The organism is Acidobacteriota bacterium (assembly GCA_030697165.1).
Lineage (GTDB): Bacteria > Acidobacteriota > Vicinamibacteria > Vicinamibacterales > UBA2999 > 12-FULL-67-14b.
This window is the reverse complement of sequence record JAUYQQ010000016.1, coordinates 116,845-131,451: the sequence shown is the minus strand read 5'-3', so window position 1 is coordinate 131,451 and position 14,607 is coordinate 116,845. Positions and strand designations below refer to the sequence as shown.

The 14,607-nt window shown below is 66.6% G+C and carries 15 protein-coding genes; 6 read left to right on the top strand and 9 right to left on the bottom strand.

Annotated features, from left to right (window positions below):
* Positions 1 to 33 precede the first annotated feature (33 nt).
* The 4 genes from Q8T13_16705 to Q8T13_16690 all read left to right on the top strand — a co-directional run bounded on the left by Q8T13_16705 (position 34) and on the right by Q8T13_16690 (position 3,749).
* Positions 34 to 897 carry a hypothetical protein gene (locus Q8T13_16705; GenBank protein ID MDP3719404.1) on the top strand — a complete coding sequence of 288 codons (864 nt, stop codon included), beginning with the start codon at positions 34 to 36 and terminating at the stop codon, positions 895 to 897.
* Entirely contained in the window at positions 894 to 2,027 is a 1,134-nt protein-coding gene (locus Q8T13_16700) for a hypothetical protein (GenBank protein MDP3719403.1), read from the top strand. The genes Q8T13_16705 and Q8T13_16700 overlap by 4 nt, the downstream gene beginning before the upstream one ends.
* 135 nt (positions 2,028 to 2,162) lie before the next feature.
* A complete protein-coding gene (locus Q8T13_16695; GenBank protein MDP3719402.1) occupies positions 2,163 to 3,377 on the top strand; it encodes an alanine racemase in 1,215 nt (404 codons plus the stop codon).
* Between the two features lie 105 nt (positions 3,378 to 3,482).
* Complete coding sequence (locus tag Q8T13_16690) at positions 3,483 to 3,749, top strand: BMC domain-containing protein (protein MDP3719401.1); 267 nt, start codon at positions 3,483 to 3,485, stop codon at positions 3,747 to 3,749.
* A 333-nt stretch (positions 3,750 to 4,082) separates the two neighbouring features.
* Here the strand turns inward: Q8T13_16690 and Q8T13_16685 are convergent, their stop codons facing one another.
* From Q8T13_16685 to Q8T13_16650, 8 genes are all read right to left on the bottom strand, one after another.
* Positions 4,083 to 4,505: a PIN domain-containing protein gene (locus Q8T13_16685; GenBank protein MDP3719400.1), complete on the bottom strand. Its 423-nt coding sequence runs from the start codon at positions 4,503 to 4,505 to the stop codon at positions 4,083 to 4,085.
* Positions 4,505 to 4,798 (bottom strand): type II toxin-antitoxin system prevent-host-death family antitoxin, encoded by a 294-nt coding sequence (locus Q8T13_16680; protein ID MDP3719399.1) that lies wholly within the window; start codon positions 4,796 to 4,798, stop codon positions 4,505 to 4,507. Before Q8T13_16680 ends, Q8T13_16685 begins: the two co-directional genes overlap by 1 nt.
* A 31-nt stretch (positions 4,799 to 4,829) precedes the next feature.
* Complete coding sequence (locus tag Q8T13_16675) at positions 4,830 to 5,363, bottom strand: MerR family transcriptional regulator (protein ID MDP3719398.1); 534 nt, start codon at positions 5,361 to 5,363, stop codon at positions 4,830 to 4,832.
* Positions 5,364 to 5,515: 152 nt separating this feature from the next.
* Entirely contained in the window at positions 5,516 to 5,830 is a 315-nt protein-coding gene (locus tag Q8T13_16670) for a 4a-hydroxytetrahydrobiopterin dehydratase (GenBank protein ID MDP3719397.1), read from the bottom strand.
* Positions 5,831 to 5,851: 21 nt separating this feature from the next.
* Complete coding sequence (thiO, locus tag Q8T13_16665) at positions 5,852 to 6,967, bottom strand: glycine oxidase ThiO (GenBank protein ID MDP3719396.1); 1,116 nt, start codon at positions 6,965 to 6,967, stop codon at positions 5,852 to 5,854.
* Positions 6,968 to 7,115: 148 nt separating this feature from the next.
* A complete protein-coding gene (locus tag Q8T13_16660) occupies positions 7,116 to 9,800 on the bottom strand; it encodes a carboxypeptidase regulatory-like domain-containing protein (protein ID MDP3719395.1) in 2,685 nt (894 codons plus the stop codon).
* A gap of 47 nt (positions 9,801 to 9,847) precedes the next feature.
* Positions 9,848 to 10,069 carry a hypothetical protein gene (locus tag Q8T13_16655; GenBank protein MDP3719394.1) on the bottom strand — a complete coding sequence of 74 codons (222 nt, stop codon included), beginning with the start codon at positions 10,067 to 10,069 and terminating at the stop codon, positions 9,848 to 9,850.
* The gene (locus tag Q8T13_16650; protein ID MDP3719393.1) at positions 10,066 to 10,830 is read right to left on the bottom strand and encodes a hypothetical protein; all 765 of its coding nucleotides are present in this window, start codon (positions 10,828 to 10,830) and stop codon (positions 10,066 to 10,068) included. The genes Q8T13_16655 and Q8T13_16650 overlap by 4 nt, the downstream gene beginning before the upstream one ends.
* Before the next feature lie 190 nt (positions 10,831 to 11,020).
* Here Q8T13_16650 and Q8T13_16645 point away from each other — a divergent pair, with 190 nt between their 5' ends.
* Entirely contained in the window at positions 11,021 to 13,096 is a 2,076-nt protein-coding gene (locus Q8T13_16645) for a HAMP domain-containing sensor histidine kinase (GenBank protein MDP3719392.1), read from the top strand.
* Positions 13,097 to 13,099: 3 nt separating this feature from the next.
* Entirely contained in the window at positions 13,100 to 13,792 is a 693-nt protein-coding gene (locus Q8T13_16640; GenBank protein MDP3719391.1) for a response regulator transcription factor, read from the top strand.
* An 85-nt stretch (positions 13,793 to 13,877) separates the two neighbouring features.
* Here the strand turns inward: Q8T13_16640 and Q8T13_16635 are convergent, their stop codons facing one another.
* Positions 13,878 to 14,459: a TIGR00730 family Rossman fold protein gene (locus Q8T13_16635; GenBank protein ID MDP3719390.1), complete on the bottom strand. Its 582-nt coding sequence runs from the start codon at positions 14,457 to 14,459 to the stop codon at positions 13,878 to 13,880.
* Between the last annotated feature and the right edge of the window lie 148 nt (positions 14,460 to 14,607).

Below are 14,607 nucleotides of genomic sequence, written 5' to 3'. Positions count from 1 at the left end.
TCGTATAATCCGCCCTTCAGGGGGTGAGTGCTTATGCGCTGGGTGTCGGTCTTGAAAGCAGCGGCGGTCGCCGGTGTGGTCGCGGTAGCGGTAACAATCACGGCCATGCCGTCGGTGACCGGGCAAACCCGGACCTCCGGGATACCGCGTTTGAACGGCAAGCCGGACATGAACGGCCTCTGGCAAACCATCAACACCGCCAACTGGGATATCCAGGCACACTCGGCCAAACCGGCCCTGGCCATGCGCCCCGGACCGGTTGTACCGGTGCCGGCCAAGGAAGTGCTGGCCTTCGGCGCGGTCGGCGCCGTGCCGGCCGGGCTGGGCGTGGTCGACGGCAACGACCTGCCGTACCTGCCTGAAGCGCTCAAGAAGAAGGAAGAAAACCAGGCCAACTGGCTGACGCGCGACCCGGAGATCAAGTGCTACCTGCCGGGCGTGCCGCGCGCCACCTACATGCCGTTTCCATTCCAGATCTTCCAGGGCGATGGCACGTTCTTCATCGCCTACGAATACGCGGGCGCGGTGCGCAACATCTACATGAAGGATCCCGGACCGGCCGCGATCGACAGCTGGATGGGCCAGTCGTACGGCCGCTGGGAAGGCGACACGTTCGTGGTGGAAGTGACGGGCTTCAACGATCAGTCGTGGTTCGATCGCGCCGGCAACCACCACACCGAACAGCTGAAGGTCACCGAGCGCTACACGATGACCGGTCGTGACCACATCAACTACCAGGCCACCATCACCGATCCGGGAACGTTCTCGAAGCCCTGGACGATGAGCATGCCGCTGTACCGCCGCGTGGAGCCGGGCGCGCGGCTCGGCCAGTTCAAGTGCGTCGAGTTCGTCACCGAGTTGATGTACGGCCACCTGCGAAAGGAGCCGATCAAGTGAAAGCCGTCGGCCTCACCTTGACCGCCGCGATACTCGGGCTCGTCGCGGCCGGCGCGCAAGCGCCCGCGGCCAAACCCGCGGCCGGCCAAAAGCCCGCCGCCCAGAAACCCGCGGCGCCTCGGGCGGGCGCCATTCCACGCACCAGCGACGGCCGTCCCAGCCTCCAGGGCAACTGGACCAACGCCACCATCACGCCGCTCGAACGCATGGGCGCGAACCTGCCGCTCGTGCTCACCGAGGAAGCGGCCGCGGACGAAGAACGCAAGACACAAAACGCGATCGATGCCCGCGAAGCCGACAGCGATCCGAATCGCAGCGCCCCGCCGGTGGGCGGCGAAACGCGCAAGAGCCCTAACGCCGAACCGACCTACCTCGAGCGCGTGTGGCAGGCCGGCGCCGGCGTGGTCGGCGGCTACAACTCGTTCTGGGTCGATCCCGGCGATCGCGTGCTACGCGTCGATGGCCAGCCGCGCAGCTCGATCCTGATCGATCCGCCGAACGGCCGCGTCCCCGCGCTGACGGCTGAAGGGCGGGCGCGCCTGGCCGAAGCAGCGGCCGCGCGCAAGAAAGCCGGCGGCGAGTTCGACCATCCCGAACTGCGGCCGCTCGCCGAGCGCTGCATCACGTCGTTTGGTAACAACCTGGGGCCGCCCATGCTGCCCAACTACTTCTACAACAACAGCTACACCATCGTGCAGACGAAGGACCACGTGATGATCCTCACGGAGATGGTGCACGACGTGCGGACCGTCCGGATGGGCGGCACGCATCCGCCCGCGAGCTTCCGCCAGTGGTTCGGCGACTCGATCGGCCGCTGGGAAGGCGACACGCTCGTCGTCGAGACCACCAATTTCCACCCGGACCACGGCTTTCGCGGCTCGTGGGAGAACCTGAAGGTCACCGAACGCTTCACGCGCAAGGATGCCACCACCCTGAAGTACCGGTTTACCGTCGAGGATCCGACCACGTTCACGGCGCCGTTTACCGGCGAGTTGGAGTTCCGCGCAATGCGACCCGACGAGCAGGTCTACGAGTACGCCTGCCACGAGGCCAACTACGGCCTCGAAGGCGTGATGAGCGGCGCCCGCGCGCAGGAGCGAGAAGCCGCAAAGAAGAAGTCGCAGCAGTGATCGCGGTGGCCGGGGCGGGAGCCTAGTGGAGCGTCTCAGCTGGATCAGTAATATCGCCACCTGGCTCCGCGACCCCCAAAGGGTCGTTCCTACGGAACGACCCGGTAGTAATTGGTCGACTACAGGCGACGAGTCATGAACATTAATGGGCTCGCCACTCCGGCTGTCCTGATCGATCGCGCCCGCGCCGAGCGCAACCTGGATCGCATGCAGGCCGCGGCGGATGCGCGCGGCGTCAGGCTGCGGCCCCACACCAAGACCCACAAGAGTCCCATCGTCGCAGGCTGGCAGATCGCGCGCGGCGCCATCGGCATTTGTTGCGCGAAGCTCGGCGAGGCTGAAGTGTTTGCCCCTCGACTTCGCTCAGGGCAAGCTGCCAAACCAGACATCCGGATCCCCTATCCGCTCAATCCGGCCAATGCCGATCGCGTAGTCGCGCTGCTCGATCGCACTCACCTGTCGTTTATCGTCGATCACCCCGTGGTAGCGCGGCAGTGGTCCGACGCCATGATGCGCGCGGGCCGGCAGGTCGACGTGCTCGTGAAAGTAGATGTTGGGTTTCACCGCTGCGGCATCGACCCGGCAGCCGCGGGTGCGGTGGACATGATCAAGGGCGTCGCCGCGCTTCCCGGTCTGCGGCTGCGCGGATTGCTGGCCCACGCGGGCCACGCGTATCACGCGCATTCGGAAGACGAATTGCGCCAGATGGCCGAGGGCGAGGCACGGACGCTGCGCGATCTGGTGGCACGGTGCCGCGCGGCGGGAGTCGCCATCGCTGAAGTGAGCGCTGGCGCCACGCCGCCGGCGCGCTTCTCGCTGCAACAGGACGGCTTCACCGAGTACCGGCCCGGCAACTACGTCTACTTCGACCGCACCCAGGTAGCGCTCGGCGCCGCAACGCTCGACGACTGCGCCCTCACGGTGCTGGCGCGCGTGGTGAGCAAGCCGGCCGCGGACCGGATCATCCTCGACGCTGGCTCAAAGACCCTGACCAATGACGGGGCTCGCGGATTTCAGCTCGCCCCCGGTTACGGGACGGTGCTTCACTCGCTGGCGGGAGGGCACGCCTTGTCGGGAGGGCACGCCTTGTCGGGAGGGAACTACTCGTCGGGAGAAGGGCTCTGGTCGGGACCGCAGGTCGCCGACACCACGCTGCTGATCGAGCGGCTGTCAGAAGAGCACGCGACGGTGAAAGCCACGGCCGGCTCGACCACGCTCGAGCCCGGCGACCTCGTCCGGATCGTGCCAAATCACTCGTGTGTCGTATCGAACCTGGTCGACCAGGCCTGGCTGGTGGACGGCGACACGGTCGAACCGCTGCCCATCGCCGCCCGCGGGCGCATTACCTAACCCCAGCACCTTAGGCACCTGAGGCACCCTAGGCACCCTAGGCACCTTCCGTTAGCGTAGAATGCATTCGTGGCGAGCAAACCTGACGGCACCGAAGCAGTTGGCATGGTGGAAACCCGCGGCCTGATCGGGATGATCGAGGCGGCCGACGCCATGGTCAAGACCGCCAACGTGGTGTTTGTCGGCTGGCAGAAAGTCGACGCCGGCCTCGTCACCGCCATCGTCCGTGGTGACGTCGGGTCGGTGAAGGCTGCGACCGACGCGGGTGCCGCGGCGGCACGCCGGGTTGGCGAGCTGGTCGGCGTGCACGTGATTCCACGCCCGGCGGAAGATCTCGAGAAGATCTTCCCGATGCTCCGGCAGAAGATCTAGTCCGCGACCTTCGCCAGGCGGGCATGGCCCGAAGGGGCGTTGGCGTACGGCGCGCTCCTGCGCAACGCAGTGCAGAACGAGTTTGCGTCCATCTTCGTGGCCGAGGGCTACGCGCTCATGGGACACCATGACGAGGCCGTCCGGTGGGTGCGAACGGCTGTCGATTCGGGCTTTCGTGAACTATCCGTTCCTCAGCGAGCACAGTCGGCACTTCGCGTCTCTCCGCGACCATCCGCCGTTCCGGGCGTTGCTCGAGGAGATACATCCGCGTTGGCAACAGCTGATCGCCTGGGAAGAGCAGCACCGGCCTGCGGGCGCGTGACGCGCGCACGTCTACGCCGGCAGCACCGTAAACCCCTCCTTGAGCGCGGCCTCGCGCAGCCTGACGTCCAGCGAGACGAACCCCTCGGCGTGCGGCTGCTCCTCGCACCACAAGAGCGCTGCCGCGAGTTGAAGCGCGTCGGCAGCCCTCAGTGGATGAACGGCGAGCAGACGCGCCGCGCGGCGACGCAGCTCATCAGACGGCGAGACGGTGTCGGTGTGTTCGACCAGGGTCCGAATGCGTTCGATGGCACTGGTCATGGCCGGCTGGGGCAGCGGGTGCTCGCGATGGCGGCGGTGCAGCGCCGAATGACATTCGAGGGGAGTGGCCCACCAGATCGTCGCTTCCTTGTCGTCGGCAATCAGGGCGGCCAGCACGACTGACTGCGACTCGGGCACGAGCAGCGGGACCAGCGCCGAACTGTCCCAGAACATCAGCGGTCACCGGCCTCGCGACGTTCCTCCAGCAAAGCTTCGAGCACCCCCGACGGCTCGCCAGCCGGTGCCTGCAGGAACCACTTGGGCAGTTTTCCCCGGCCCGCCTTGAGGAGGCCGGCGCGAGCCAGCCTGGCGCGACGCGTCGATTTGCGCTCCGCCTCATCGAGCGGCACCACCCGGGCCACCGGCACGCCACGTTCCGTGATCACGAGTTCGTGACCCGCCTTGACGATCCGCAGGTACTCCGACAATCGCGCCTTGAGCTGGACGACGCTGGTGGTCCGCTTCATGTGACTACTATGGTCTGATGAACGAGCGGCGTCAAGCCGGCCTGGGGGTGGCCGCCCTGCCCTTGGCGCGCTTGCGCGCCGGCCGCTCACGCGCAATCAGCTGTCGCAGCTTGATGTCCTCGCCCAGCATCAGCAGCGGCTGCGCGGCATCATCCAGCAGGTTGAACAGGTCGCCGGCGTCGTTCCTGGCGTAGATGTTCTCGCCGTCTCCCCTCGACTTCGCTCGGGGCGGCCCGGAGCCTGCCGAAGGGCCGATGAACAGCGTGACGGAGCCGCCGCCTTCGATGGCGTCGTAGAGGCGCGTCTTGAATCGCGACTTCAGCACCTGCAGCAGCTTGCGAATTTTCTGAACGGTGAAGCCCTTGCGGCGCAGGTCCGCCAGCACCATCAGCTCGAGCAATTCAATCGGGGTGTAGCGACGTTCGGTAAAGCCGCCGGACTCGGTCTTGTGTGAGGCGACCGCAGGCAGAAAGATCTTCCGCTGCGCCCACCACTGAAGCTGTCGCGCGCTGAGCCCGGTGAGCTGGGCCACTTCGCGCGATGAATACAGCTTCTTGAGTTTCATGACGGGAGCCTGCTCCATGTCGGGAGGGCAACTTCCGTCGGGAAGGCGTTGCTGGTCGGGAACGTTCGCCGCGAAGAAGACCGTCCCGACGGGAAAAGCCCTCCCGACAAGAAGTGCCGTCCCGACAAGAAGTGCCGTCCCGCCATGATCAGTTAGCCGTCGCCGAATTCCTCGAGGTGCGGCAGGCTGGCGGCCACGGCGTCGGCCATGGCGGCGCCGTCAATGTCCTTGGCGGTGACGCCGCCCTCCGAGTGCGTCGAGTACGTCAGGACGACCCGCTTGTAGTGGATCTCGATATCGGGATGATGATCGGCGTCTTCGGCGCCGGGCACGAGCGCGCTCACGAACAGCACGGCCTCAGGAAAATCCTGGAACGTGAACTCCTTGCGGATGGCGTCGCCGGCCACGCCCCAGCCGTCCAGGGCCTTCAGCTGCTCGGTGAGATCGGTTGGGGTCAGTACAGCCATGTTGAACCGATGATATGTCACTCAGAGGCGGCCATGGCGCGCAGGGTCCAGGTCGCGAAGCGCAGGATCGCCGGCCCGGTGGAAGACCAGGTCGTCAACCAGCTGCACCGTAAGGGGCGTCAGCATCACCCCGTTTCGGTAGTGGGCGGTGGCGTAGATCAAGCCCGGCACTACCGCCGAATGGCCGAGAATGGGCAGGTCGTCGGGTCCGCGCGGGCGAAGGCCCGTGCGCACGGCGGTCATGGGCGCATCGGCCAGGCTCGGCGCCAGGGCCGCGGCCGTCGCCAGCAGGCTTTGAACGCCCGCTTCCGTGTGACGTTCATCGAAGCCGACATCCTCGACCGTGGAGCCCACGAGCACGGTGCCGTCGGGCCACGGCACCAGGTAGCCGGTGGGACCCCACATCACCCGTCGCAGGGCACCCGGCTCGGCCTTGAGCTGGATGAGCTGCCCGCGAATGGGCTTCACGGGCACATGCTCGGCGCCCTCCACGCTGATCTGCGACGACCAGCTACCGGCAGCCAGCACCACGCGATCGGCATCCCAGCTGACACCAGCCGACTCGACGCCAACGCGTCCCGCCGCCAGCGAATGGATCCGGATCGCCCCTGTTTCAGTGGTGATTGTCGCACCCAGCCGCTCGGCCGCCGCGGCCGCGGCGAGGGTCACCGAGGTAACGCCCACGAACCCGTGCGTCGCGATGAACAAGGCACCGCGCGCGGCGCCTGACGCCAGCGGCTCGTAGTCGCCAAACGCCTGCGGGGGGACCCATTTGTTGTCGATACCGCCGCTCGACAGCATTGCCGACAATGCTGTAAGGCGACCGACATCCGCATCATCGAACGCCAGCTCGAACGTGCCGTTGCGCTGGTAAACCACATTGTGGCCGCTGCCGGCGCGCAACCCGGTGATGAACGAATCGAACTGGTCGAGACTACGGCGGCCGAGCGCCCGCAATACCGCGGACTCGTGGCCTTCGATGTATGGCGCAAGGATGCCGGCCGATGCGCGCGTCGCGCCCTGGCCCGGCTGGCGGGTTTCGATCACCCTGACGTGCGCCCCGGACCGGGCGAGTTGATGGGCGATGGTGCAGCCGACAATGCCGGCGCCGATCACGATCACCGACGGCGAGTTCACGGGGATAAGTATGAACAGGAGATCAAGAGATCAGGAAAATATTATCTCCTGACCTTCTGAACGCCTGTTGACAGGCATGAACAGGAGATCGAGAGATCAGGAGAAAAATTGTCTCCTGACCTCCTGGTCTCCTGTTGACCTGCCCGGATCAGAATCCGAAAGACGCGCCGATCTCGACGCGCCGCGCCGGGCCCGCCGAGGTCGGGGTGCCGAAGAACGACGACTGCTGGTTGCCGATGAAGGCGTTGTAGTTCACGCGGTTGAACGCGTTCTGCAGGTTCACGAAGAGGTCGAGGCGATACTTCTGGTTACCGCCTTCCATCACCATGATCTGCGGGCCGTCGCCACCACCACCGGGGCCGCCCATGCCGCCGGGACCACGCTGCGCGGCCACGCCCTGGCCGCGCTGCGCGGCGGCGGCGCCGCCGGGCGGGGGCATCGGCATGCCGCCTGGGAAACCGGCGCCGCCGGCGCGAGCGCCGCCCAGACCGATCGACTTGTTCAGGCGCACGTTCGCGGTCCACTGCGACGCGCCGCGGGCGCTGTTGCGCGCAACGCCTTCCGGGCGATCGTTGAACACCGTGTCGCCGTTGGCGTCGAAGCCGGTGGTGATGGTGTAGGGCAGCGCCGACGACCCCTGCATGCCAAGGCTCAGGCGCACGCCGCGGCCCACCGGCGAGTTGAAGTTAAAGAAGACGCGGTGCCGCACGTCTTGCGCTGCCGGGCCCCAATCCGCATCGGGATTGTTGCTGTCGGACGGCAGCGACAGGGCATTGTCGGCGTAGTTGCGCTGGCTGCCGAACTGATACATCACCATGCCGAGAATGCGGCGCGGCGCATAGCGCATGTTCAGCGCCATGGTCGCGCGGTCGGACGCGCGTCTGCCGGTCGACTGGATTTCCGAGATATTGCCCACCGTGGGGTCCGGCCGCACGCCGTTGACGGGCGCATTCACGTTGATCGACCGCAGCGTGTTGTAACCGCGGGTCCACATGTAATCGGCGCGCAGGTCGGCCCACGACGTGAGCGGGCGCTCGAACCCGACCGAGGCCTGGTTGATGATCGGCTGGCCCAGGTTGGCCGAGCGAATCACGCTGGCCGGCAGCCGCGTGCCGCCACCGTTGCCCACCGGGAAGCCCGGGTTCTGGATCACGACGTCGATCTGGTGGTTGCCATCGACGCGAATCGTCTGCTCCAACAGGTTCGACTCGTACCAGTCGTAGAAAATGCCGTAACCGCCGCGCACCGTGGTCTTCCTGGTGGCGTTCCACGTGAAGGCCGCGCGCGGCGCCAGGTTGAATCGCGAATCCACCTGCGTCTGGATCTCCTGCCGCACGCCAAAGCTGAGCTGCAACGTGCGCGACGGACGGAAGTCGTCCTGCAGGAACCACCCGGCCTTGACCTGCGAGTAGTCCACCACCGGGTCGCCGGTGCGGATGGTGTAGGTGGCCGGCGTCCCGGCCCGGTACGCGTCGAGACTGGTAAAGGTGTAGGTGCCGAAGGCATTCGACCGCTGGTCGCTGTTCCACCAGCCAGCCTCGAGCTGCATGCCGGCCCGCAACGAGTGCTTGCGGCCAATGGTGAAGTCGAAGTTCTGGGCAATCTCCAGCTCCCTGGCCTTGCGCTCGCCCAACTGGCCGGCGCCGCCACCGGTGAACGCCTCGTTCACGCGTACGGTCGGCTCGACCGAGTTCGAGTGGGTCGCGTTGGTCGAGCTGTTGAACTCGACGCGAGACTCGCTGAACACCTTCTTGCCGATCACGCTGGTCGAGCGCAGACGGAAGGTGTCGGTGTTCATGTCGGTGGCAAAGGCACGTTCCGGCAGGTCGAAATCGCCGACGCCGAGGTTGCCGCGCTCGTTCTGCCGGCGTGAGTATTCCGCCCGCAGCTGTGCGCTGCCGCCGATCAGGTGCTCGACCCGGGCGGTGAAATTCATGGCGTCGGTCGGCGAGACCGCCAGCGAGTTGAGCGCGGCGCCGGTCGGCGACTGCGCGACGATGGTGCGCGAGTCGTAGGCGCTGTTGCCGTCGAACGACAGCGACAGGCCGGTGCGGCCTTTCGCGATCGGTCCTGAGAAGTTCACCATGTAGCGGCGCATCTGCTCGGGACCCTTTTCGTCGGCAAACGCATTGGTCGCGTTCAGCGATTCGTCGCGGAAGCCGAAGTTCGAACTGCCGCGCCAGTTGCCCATGCCCGGCTTGGTGATCACTTCCACCCGAATCATGCCGGCTTCGTGGTACTCGGCCGAGAACGAGTTGGTGTGGAAGCGAATTTGCTGGATCTGGTCCTTGGGCGGCATGCGGCCGCCGCGGAACCCGTCGACGAAAATCTGCGCGCCGGGACCGGCCATGCGCGCCAGTTCGTCGGCCATCTCGTCCGGATCGTCGGGCAGCGAGTCAATCTCGTCCTGCGTCAGCGTTTGCGTGAACCCGTTGTCGCGGCGGTCGGCCGCGCTCTGGTCCTGCACCACCACGGTCTGCTCGATCGCCGCCACCGCCAGCCGCAGGGTCGTGCGGTTCTCACCGCGGCGCACGCTGACCGGCATGGCGATGGGCCGGAAGCTGTCGGCCGCGGCGGTGACCTGGTATGTGCCGGGGTTGAGGCCCTCGAACACCGCCACGCCACGCTCGTCGACCGCCGCCGTGAGCGCGACGCCGGCCCCATCCGTCACCGTGACCTGGGCGATGATCAGCGCGGCTTCCGTCTGATCGAGCACGGTGACCCGCAGCGTGCCACCGACGCCGGTGCCCTGCACCACCTGTGCGGCGGCAATCGACGCGATCGCGAGCAGGAACGAGGCGGCGACCGACAAGCTTCCGATGATTCGATTCATAACAATTACTGCTCGGCAACACTGAAGTGCCGCCCTCCTGGCAACTCTTACTTTTTTTCCCAGGTGTCGGCCTTGATGGTCGGATTCACCTTGTATTTCTCGACCGTCCATTCCTCGTTCGGCTGGCCGTCGAGCGAGATGTCGATCTTGTGCGGCAGCATGATGCCGTCGACTTTCTTGTAGTCGCCGAGATGCATGGCGTAGGTGCCGAGGGCGGGCGGGTTCTTGCGCATTTCTTCGACGCGCTTCTGCATTTCCTCGGGCGTCATCTGCGGGGGGGACCACCAGGGCCGCCAGGGCCTCGGCCCGGACCACCACGGCCGGGGCCGCCCGGACCGCCGTTGATCATCACCATGGGCTTGGGATCCTGGTACTGCACCATCAGCGGCAGATGCGTCTGCTGGTCGATGAACAATCGCAGCATGCGACCCGTTTCCTCTTTGGTCTCGAGAATGTCGGCCTTGCCGTCGGGCGACTCGGCAATACCGGCGTCGGTCCAGGCCGCGGGGCCTTCGGCCACGAGCGCCGCCATCCAGCGATGCAACTGCACGCGCGCGCGACGCACGCGGGCTTCGTTCATTTGTTCTTCGGTCATGGCCGGGGCACCGCCGGGGCCGGGGCCGTCGCCGGGTCCCCGCATGACGATCTGCATCCCACCGCCCATGCCGCCACGGTTGGCCATGTCATCCCATGCGACGTTGCCAGCCAGCACCGAGGTGCGCTCGATCATCGGGCCGCCCACCATGCCGCCCATGGAGATCTCTTCAACCCGGCGCATCTTGTCGGGACGCACAATGGTCAGTGCCATCATGCCTTCCATGTCGCGGCCGCCCATGGAGCGGCGGAACGGCCCCTCGGCGGTCAGCCCCTTGAGCGCGGCCACCTTGTCTTCTCCACCCAGCGCCTTCTTCGCCTCGGCCAGCACGCCGGCCACGCGGTCTTGCGCCGTCAGCGGCAGAATCGAAATGCGGTCGACTTGGACGAACGTGGCAGCCATCAAGAGGGCTACCGTTGCAATCACGCTTCGCATGTTGGCTCCTGTATTTCCGTATCCCGTCCCGTGGTGCAATCCCGTCAAGGAGTGCCCGGCAACGCCTTCCGTTTGATATTACGAGGAAGGCGTGCGGTAAGACGTTAAGGCTGGGCAAAGGGATTGTTAAGGATGTTAAATGCTTGATTTCGTGGGATTTATGGCATTTTCTGCGTGCTAGACTTCGCCCATGGCGTACGGAACGAACCAGCCGAAGGGCATGTTCCTGAGGGGGGGCCGCGTCTCAGCCGTTACGGTGCTCGTGGGCCTCGTCATGCTGCTGGTGCCGGCGCTCGCCTACATGCAATACCAGTGGCTCGGCCAGCTGAGCACGGCCGAACGCGAACGCATGCAGCGCACCCTGCGGACGGCGGCGGCGCAGTTTGCCACCGAGTTCGACACCGAGCTGTCACGGGCCCTCGTCGGCCTGCAGGTCGACGGCGCCACCATCCGCGACGAGAACTGGACCGGCTACGCGCAACGCCATTCCGCCTGGACCAACAGCGCCCCGGAACCGCGCCTCGTGCGCGAGGTCCTGCTCGTGGATACCCTCCCCGGCACGGAACTCCCGGCGATTGGTTCGCAGGAGGCCGTGCCCATCGAGCGCCTTCGCGTGCGGCGCTGGAATGCGCAGACCCTGGTTTTTGATGCCGCCGGGTGGACCGACGACCTCGCCACCATTCGCGCGTCGCTCGCCACGCACTTCATCGGATTTCAGATCGAGCGCACTCGCACTGGCGGTCCCAATAGCGGCGCGCCTGGCGAACACCGTCGCGAGGGCTCCATCTCGCTGTCGCTCGGCGACGACAACACGCTGGTGTCGCCGGTGACATTGTTCGAGCTGCCCGACAACCGCCGCGGGCCGCCCAAAATCACCATTCTCGGCTTCACCGTGGTCCGGCTCGACCCGGTGGTGGTTCGCGACACGCTGCTCGCATCGCTCGCCGCCCGCCATTTCCATGGTGACGATGACGAGGTCGACTACCGCGTCGCCGTGGTTCACAGGGACGAAGTGACCAACGTGGTGTGGGAGTCGGAGCCGGGCGTGGCCGAGCGCATCGCCGACTCGCCCGACGTGTCGCAGAACTTCATGGCGCCAAGGCCGGATCAGATGTTCGTCTTTGCCCGTGGCGGTTCGGCCTCTGGGCCGCCGCCACCCCCGCCGCCGGCGCCGCCGGCGGGCGGCTCGGCGCCACCGCAGCTGGCCGTGCAAGACGCCGCCAAGGTCGTGGTGTCGATGGTCGAGCGCGAAACCCGCGGCGCGGGCGGCGGCCGCGTCATCACCCGTTCAGCGTTCAACCCGTTTGATGGCCGATGGGTGCTCCTGGCGAAGCATCGCGCCGGCTCGCTCGAGGCGGCGGTCGCCGCGGTTCGCCAGCGCAATTTGCTGGTCAGCTCGAGCGTGCTGCTGCTGTTGACGCTGGCGATTGGGTTGATCGTGGTGTCGGCGCGGCGGGCGCAGGAACTGGCGCGGCAGCAGATGGAGTTTGTGGCGGCGGTGTCGCACGAGCTGCGCACGCCGGTGTCGGTGATTGGCGCCGCGGCCGGCAACCTGGCCGACGGCGTGGTCGGCGATCCCGCCCGCGTGCGCAAGTACGGCGAGACCATCCAGGGCGAGGCGCGGCGGCTGGCGGAAACCGTCGAGCGCGTCCTGCAGCTGGCCGGCATTGCCGCGGGCCGTGCCGCGGCGGCGCCGGTGCCGGTGTCGCCGTCGGACTTGATCCACGACTCGATCGGCGCTTGCCGGAACGAAATCGAGAACGCCGGCGCCCAGGTCGAGATCGCGGTGGCGCCCGACCTGCCGCCCGTGATGGGCGACGTCACGGCCCTGCGCTCGGCGCTGCAGAACCTGATCAGCAACGCCGTGAAGTACGGGGGAGACGCCCGTTGGGTTCGCGTCTCCGCATCGCGGTCGGGAGTCGGGAGCCCTTCGACTGCGCTCAGGGCAGGTCGGGAGTCGGGAGTCGGGGGCAAGACCGTCGTCTTCACGGTCGAAGATCACGGCCTTGGCATCGACGCCGACGACCGCAAGCACATCTTCGAGCCGTTTTATCGAGGACGCGAGGCCGTGTCGAAACAGATCCAGGGCAGCGGTCTGGGCCTCAACCTGGTGGCCCGCATTGCCGAGGCGCACGGCGGCAAGGTGAACGTAACGAGCGAGCCGGGCAAGGGCAGCGTGTTCACGCTCACGTTGCCGGCGGTCACCGACCGCGGGGCGGCGGAGTCGCAGGCCTTTGCGACGGGCCTCGAAACTTCCAGGTACTGATCCGTGTCCGAAAAGCGACTGCTCCTCGTCGAAGACGAGCCCGGCCTGCAACTGGCGCTGAGCGATCGGCTGTCGGCTGAAGGCTATTCGGTGGAGACGGCCGGCGACGGCAACCTCGCCGTGACGCGGGCCACGGGCGAACCGTGGGACATCATCGTGCTCGACGTGATGCTGCCGGGCCGCGACGGCTTCGACGTGGCGAAGACCATTCGCCAGCAGGGCATTCAAACGCCGATTCTCATGCTCACCGCCCGCAGCCAGGTCGTCGACCGCGTCGTCGGCCTGAAGCTCGGCGCGGATGACTACCTGACCAAGCCGTTCGAGACCATCGAGCTGCTCGCGCGCCTCGAGGCGTTGCTGCGCCGCGCGCCGAGCGGATCGCCCGGGCTGTCGCTCGAGCGGTACAGCTTCGGCGACATCACGGTTGACGTGCGCAAGGCCGAGGTCACGAGCAAAGGGCAGCCGCTGGATCTGTCGGCGAAGGAGTTCCAGTTGCTCAAGTACTTCATCGAGCACCGTGGCGCGACGCTGTCGCGCGAAGAGCTGCTGCAGGAGGTGTGGGGCTACAGCGCCATGCCGTCCACGCGCACAGTGGACGTTCACGTGGCGTGGCTGCGGCAGAAACTCGAGACCAACCCGCGCGTCCCACAGTTCATCCTCACCGTTCACGGGCTCGGTTATAAATTCGCCGGGTGAACCTCGAGGCGGCACTGAAGTGCCGCCCCTTCTGGCGAAAGAGATCAGGATTAACTCATTAACTCCTGATCTCCTGTTTGTCTTTTTACGTTTCGTCTCGACGGATCCACTTCGGGGCGTCCGGGACCTCGATCGTCGACAGCGTATCCAGTAACCGCTCCGGATTGTCATCCACGACGATAGCGGCCCGGTGCACGGGCTTGATGAAACCGTCGGTCACTGCCTGGTCGATGAAGATGGCCAGCGGGGTGTAGAAGCCCGCGATATTCAGCAGGCCGCAGGCCTTGCGGTGCAGACCAAGCTGCGTCCAGGTGATGGCTTCGAAGAATTCCTCGAACGTGCCGACGCCGCCCGGCATGGCCATGAACGCGTCCGACAGGTCGGCCATCATCGCCTTGCGGGTGTGCATGGAGTCGACAATCCGCAACTCGGTCACGCCGTGGTGGGCCACCTCGCGCTCGGCGAGGGCGCTGGGAATGACCCCGATTACCTCCCCGCCGGCCGCGAGCGCCGCATCGGCGATCACGCCCATCAAGCCGACATTGCCGCCGCCGTAGACCAGCCCAATTCCTCGCTTGGCGAGCAACGTCCCCATGGTCGTCGCCGCCTCGGCATAGGCAGGGTTCGTGCCAGCGCTCGAACCGCAGAACACACACAAACGCTTCATCTCACGATCCTGACACAGACGGGGTTGCGATTCTGGACGGGGGGACACTCCGTGACGGGGACGCACTACGGGACGGGGGCAGCCCCGTCAGGTGGCAACGCCCCCGTCAGGAAGTGTCGCCCCGTCGCGGAGTGCCGCCCCGCCTATT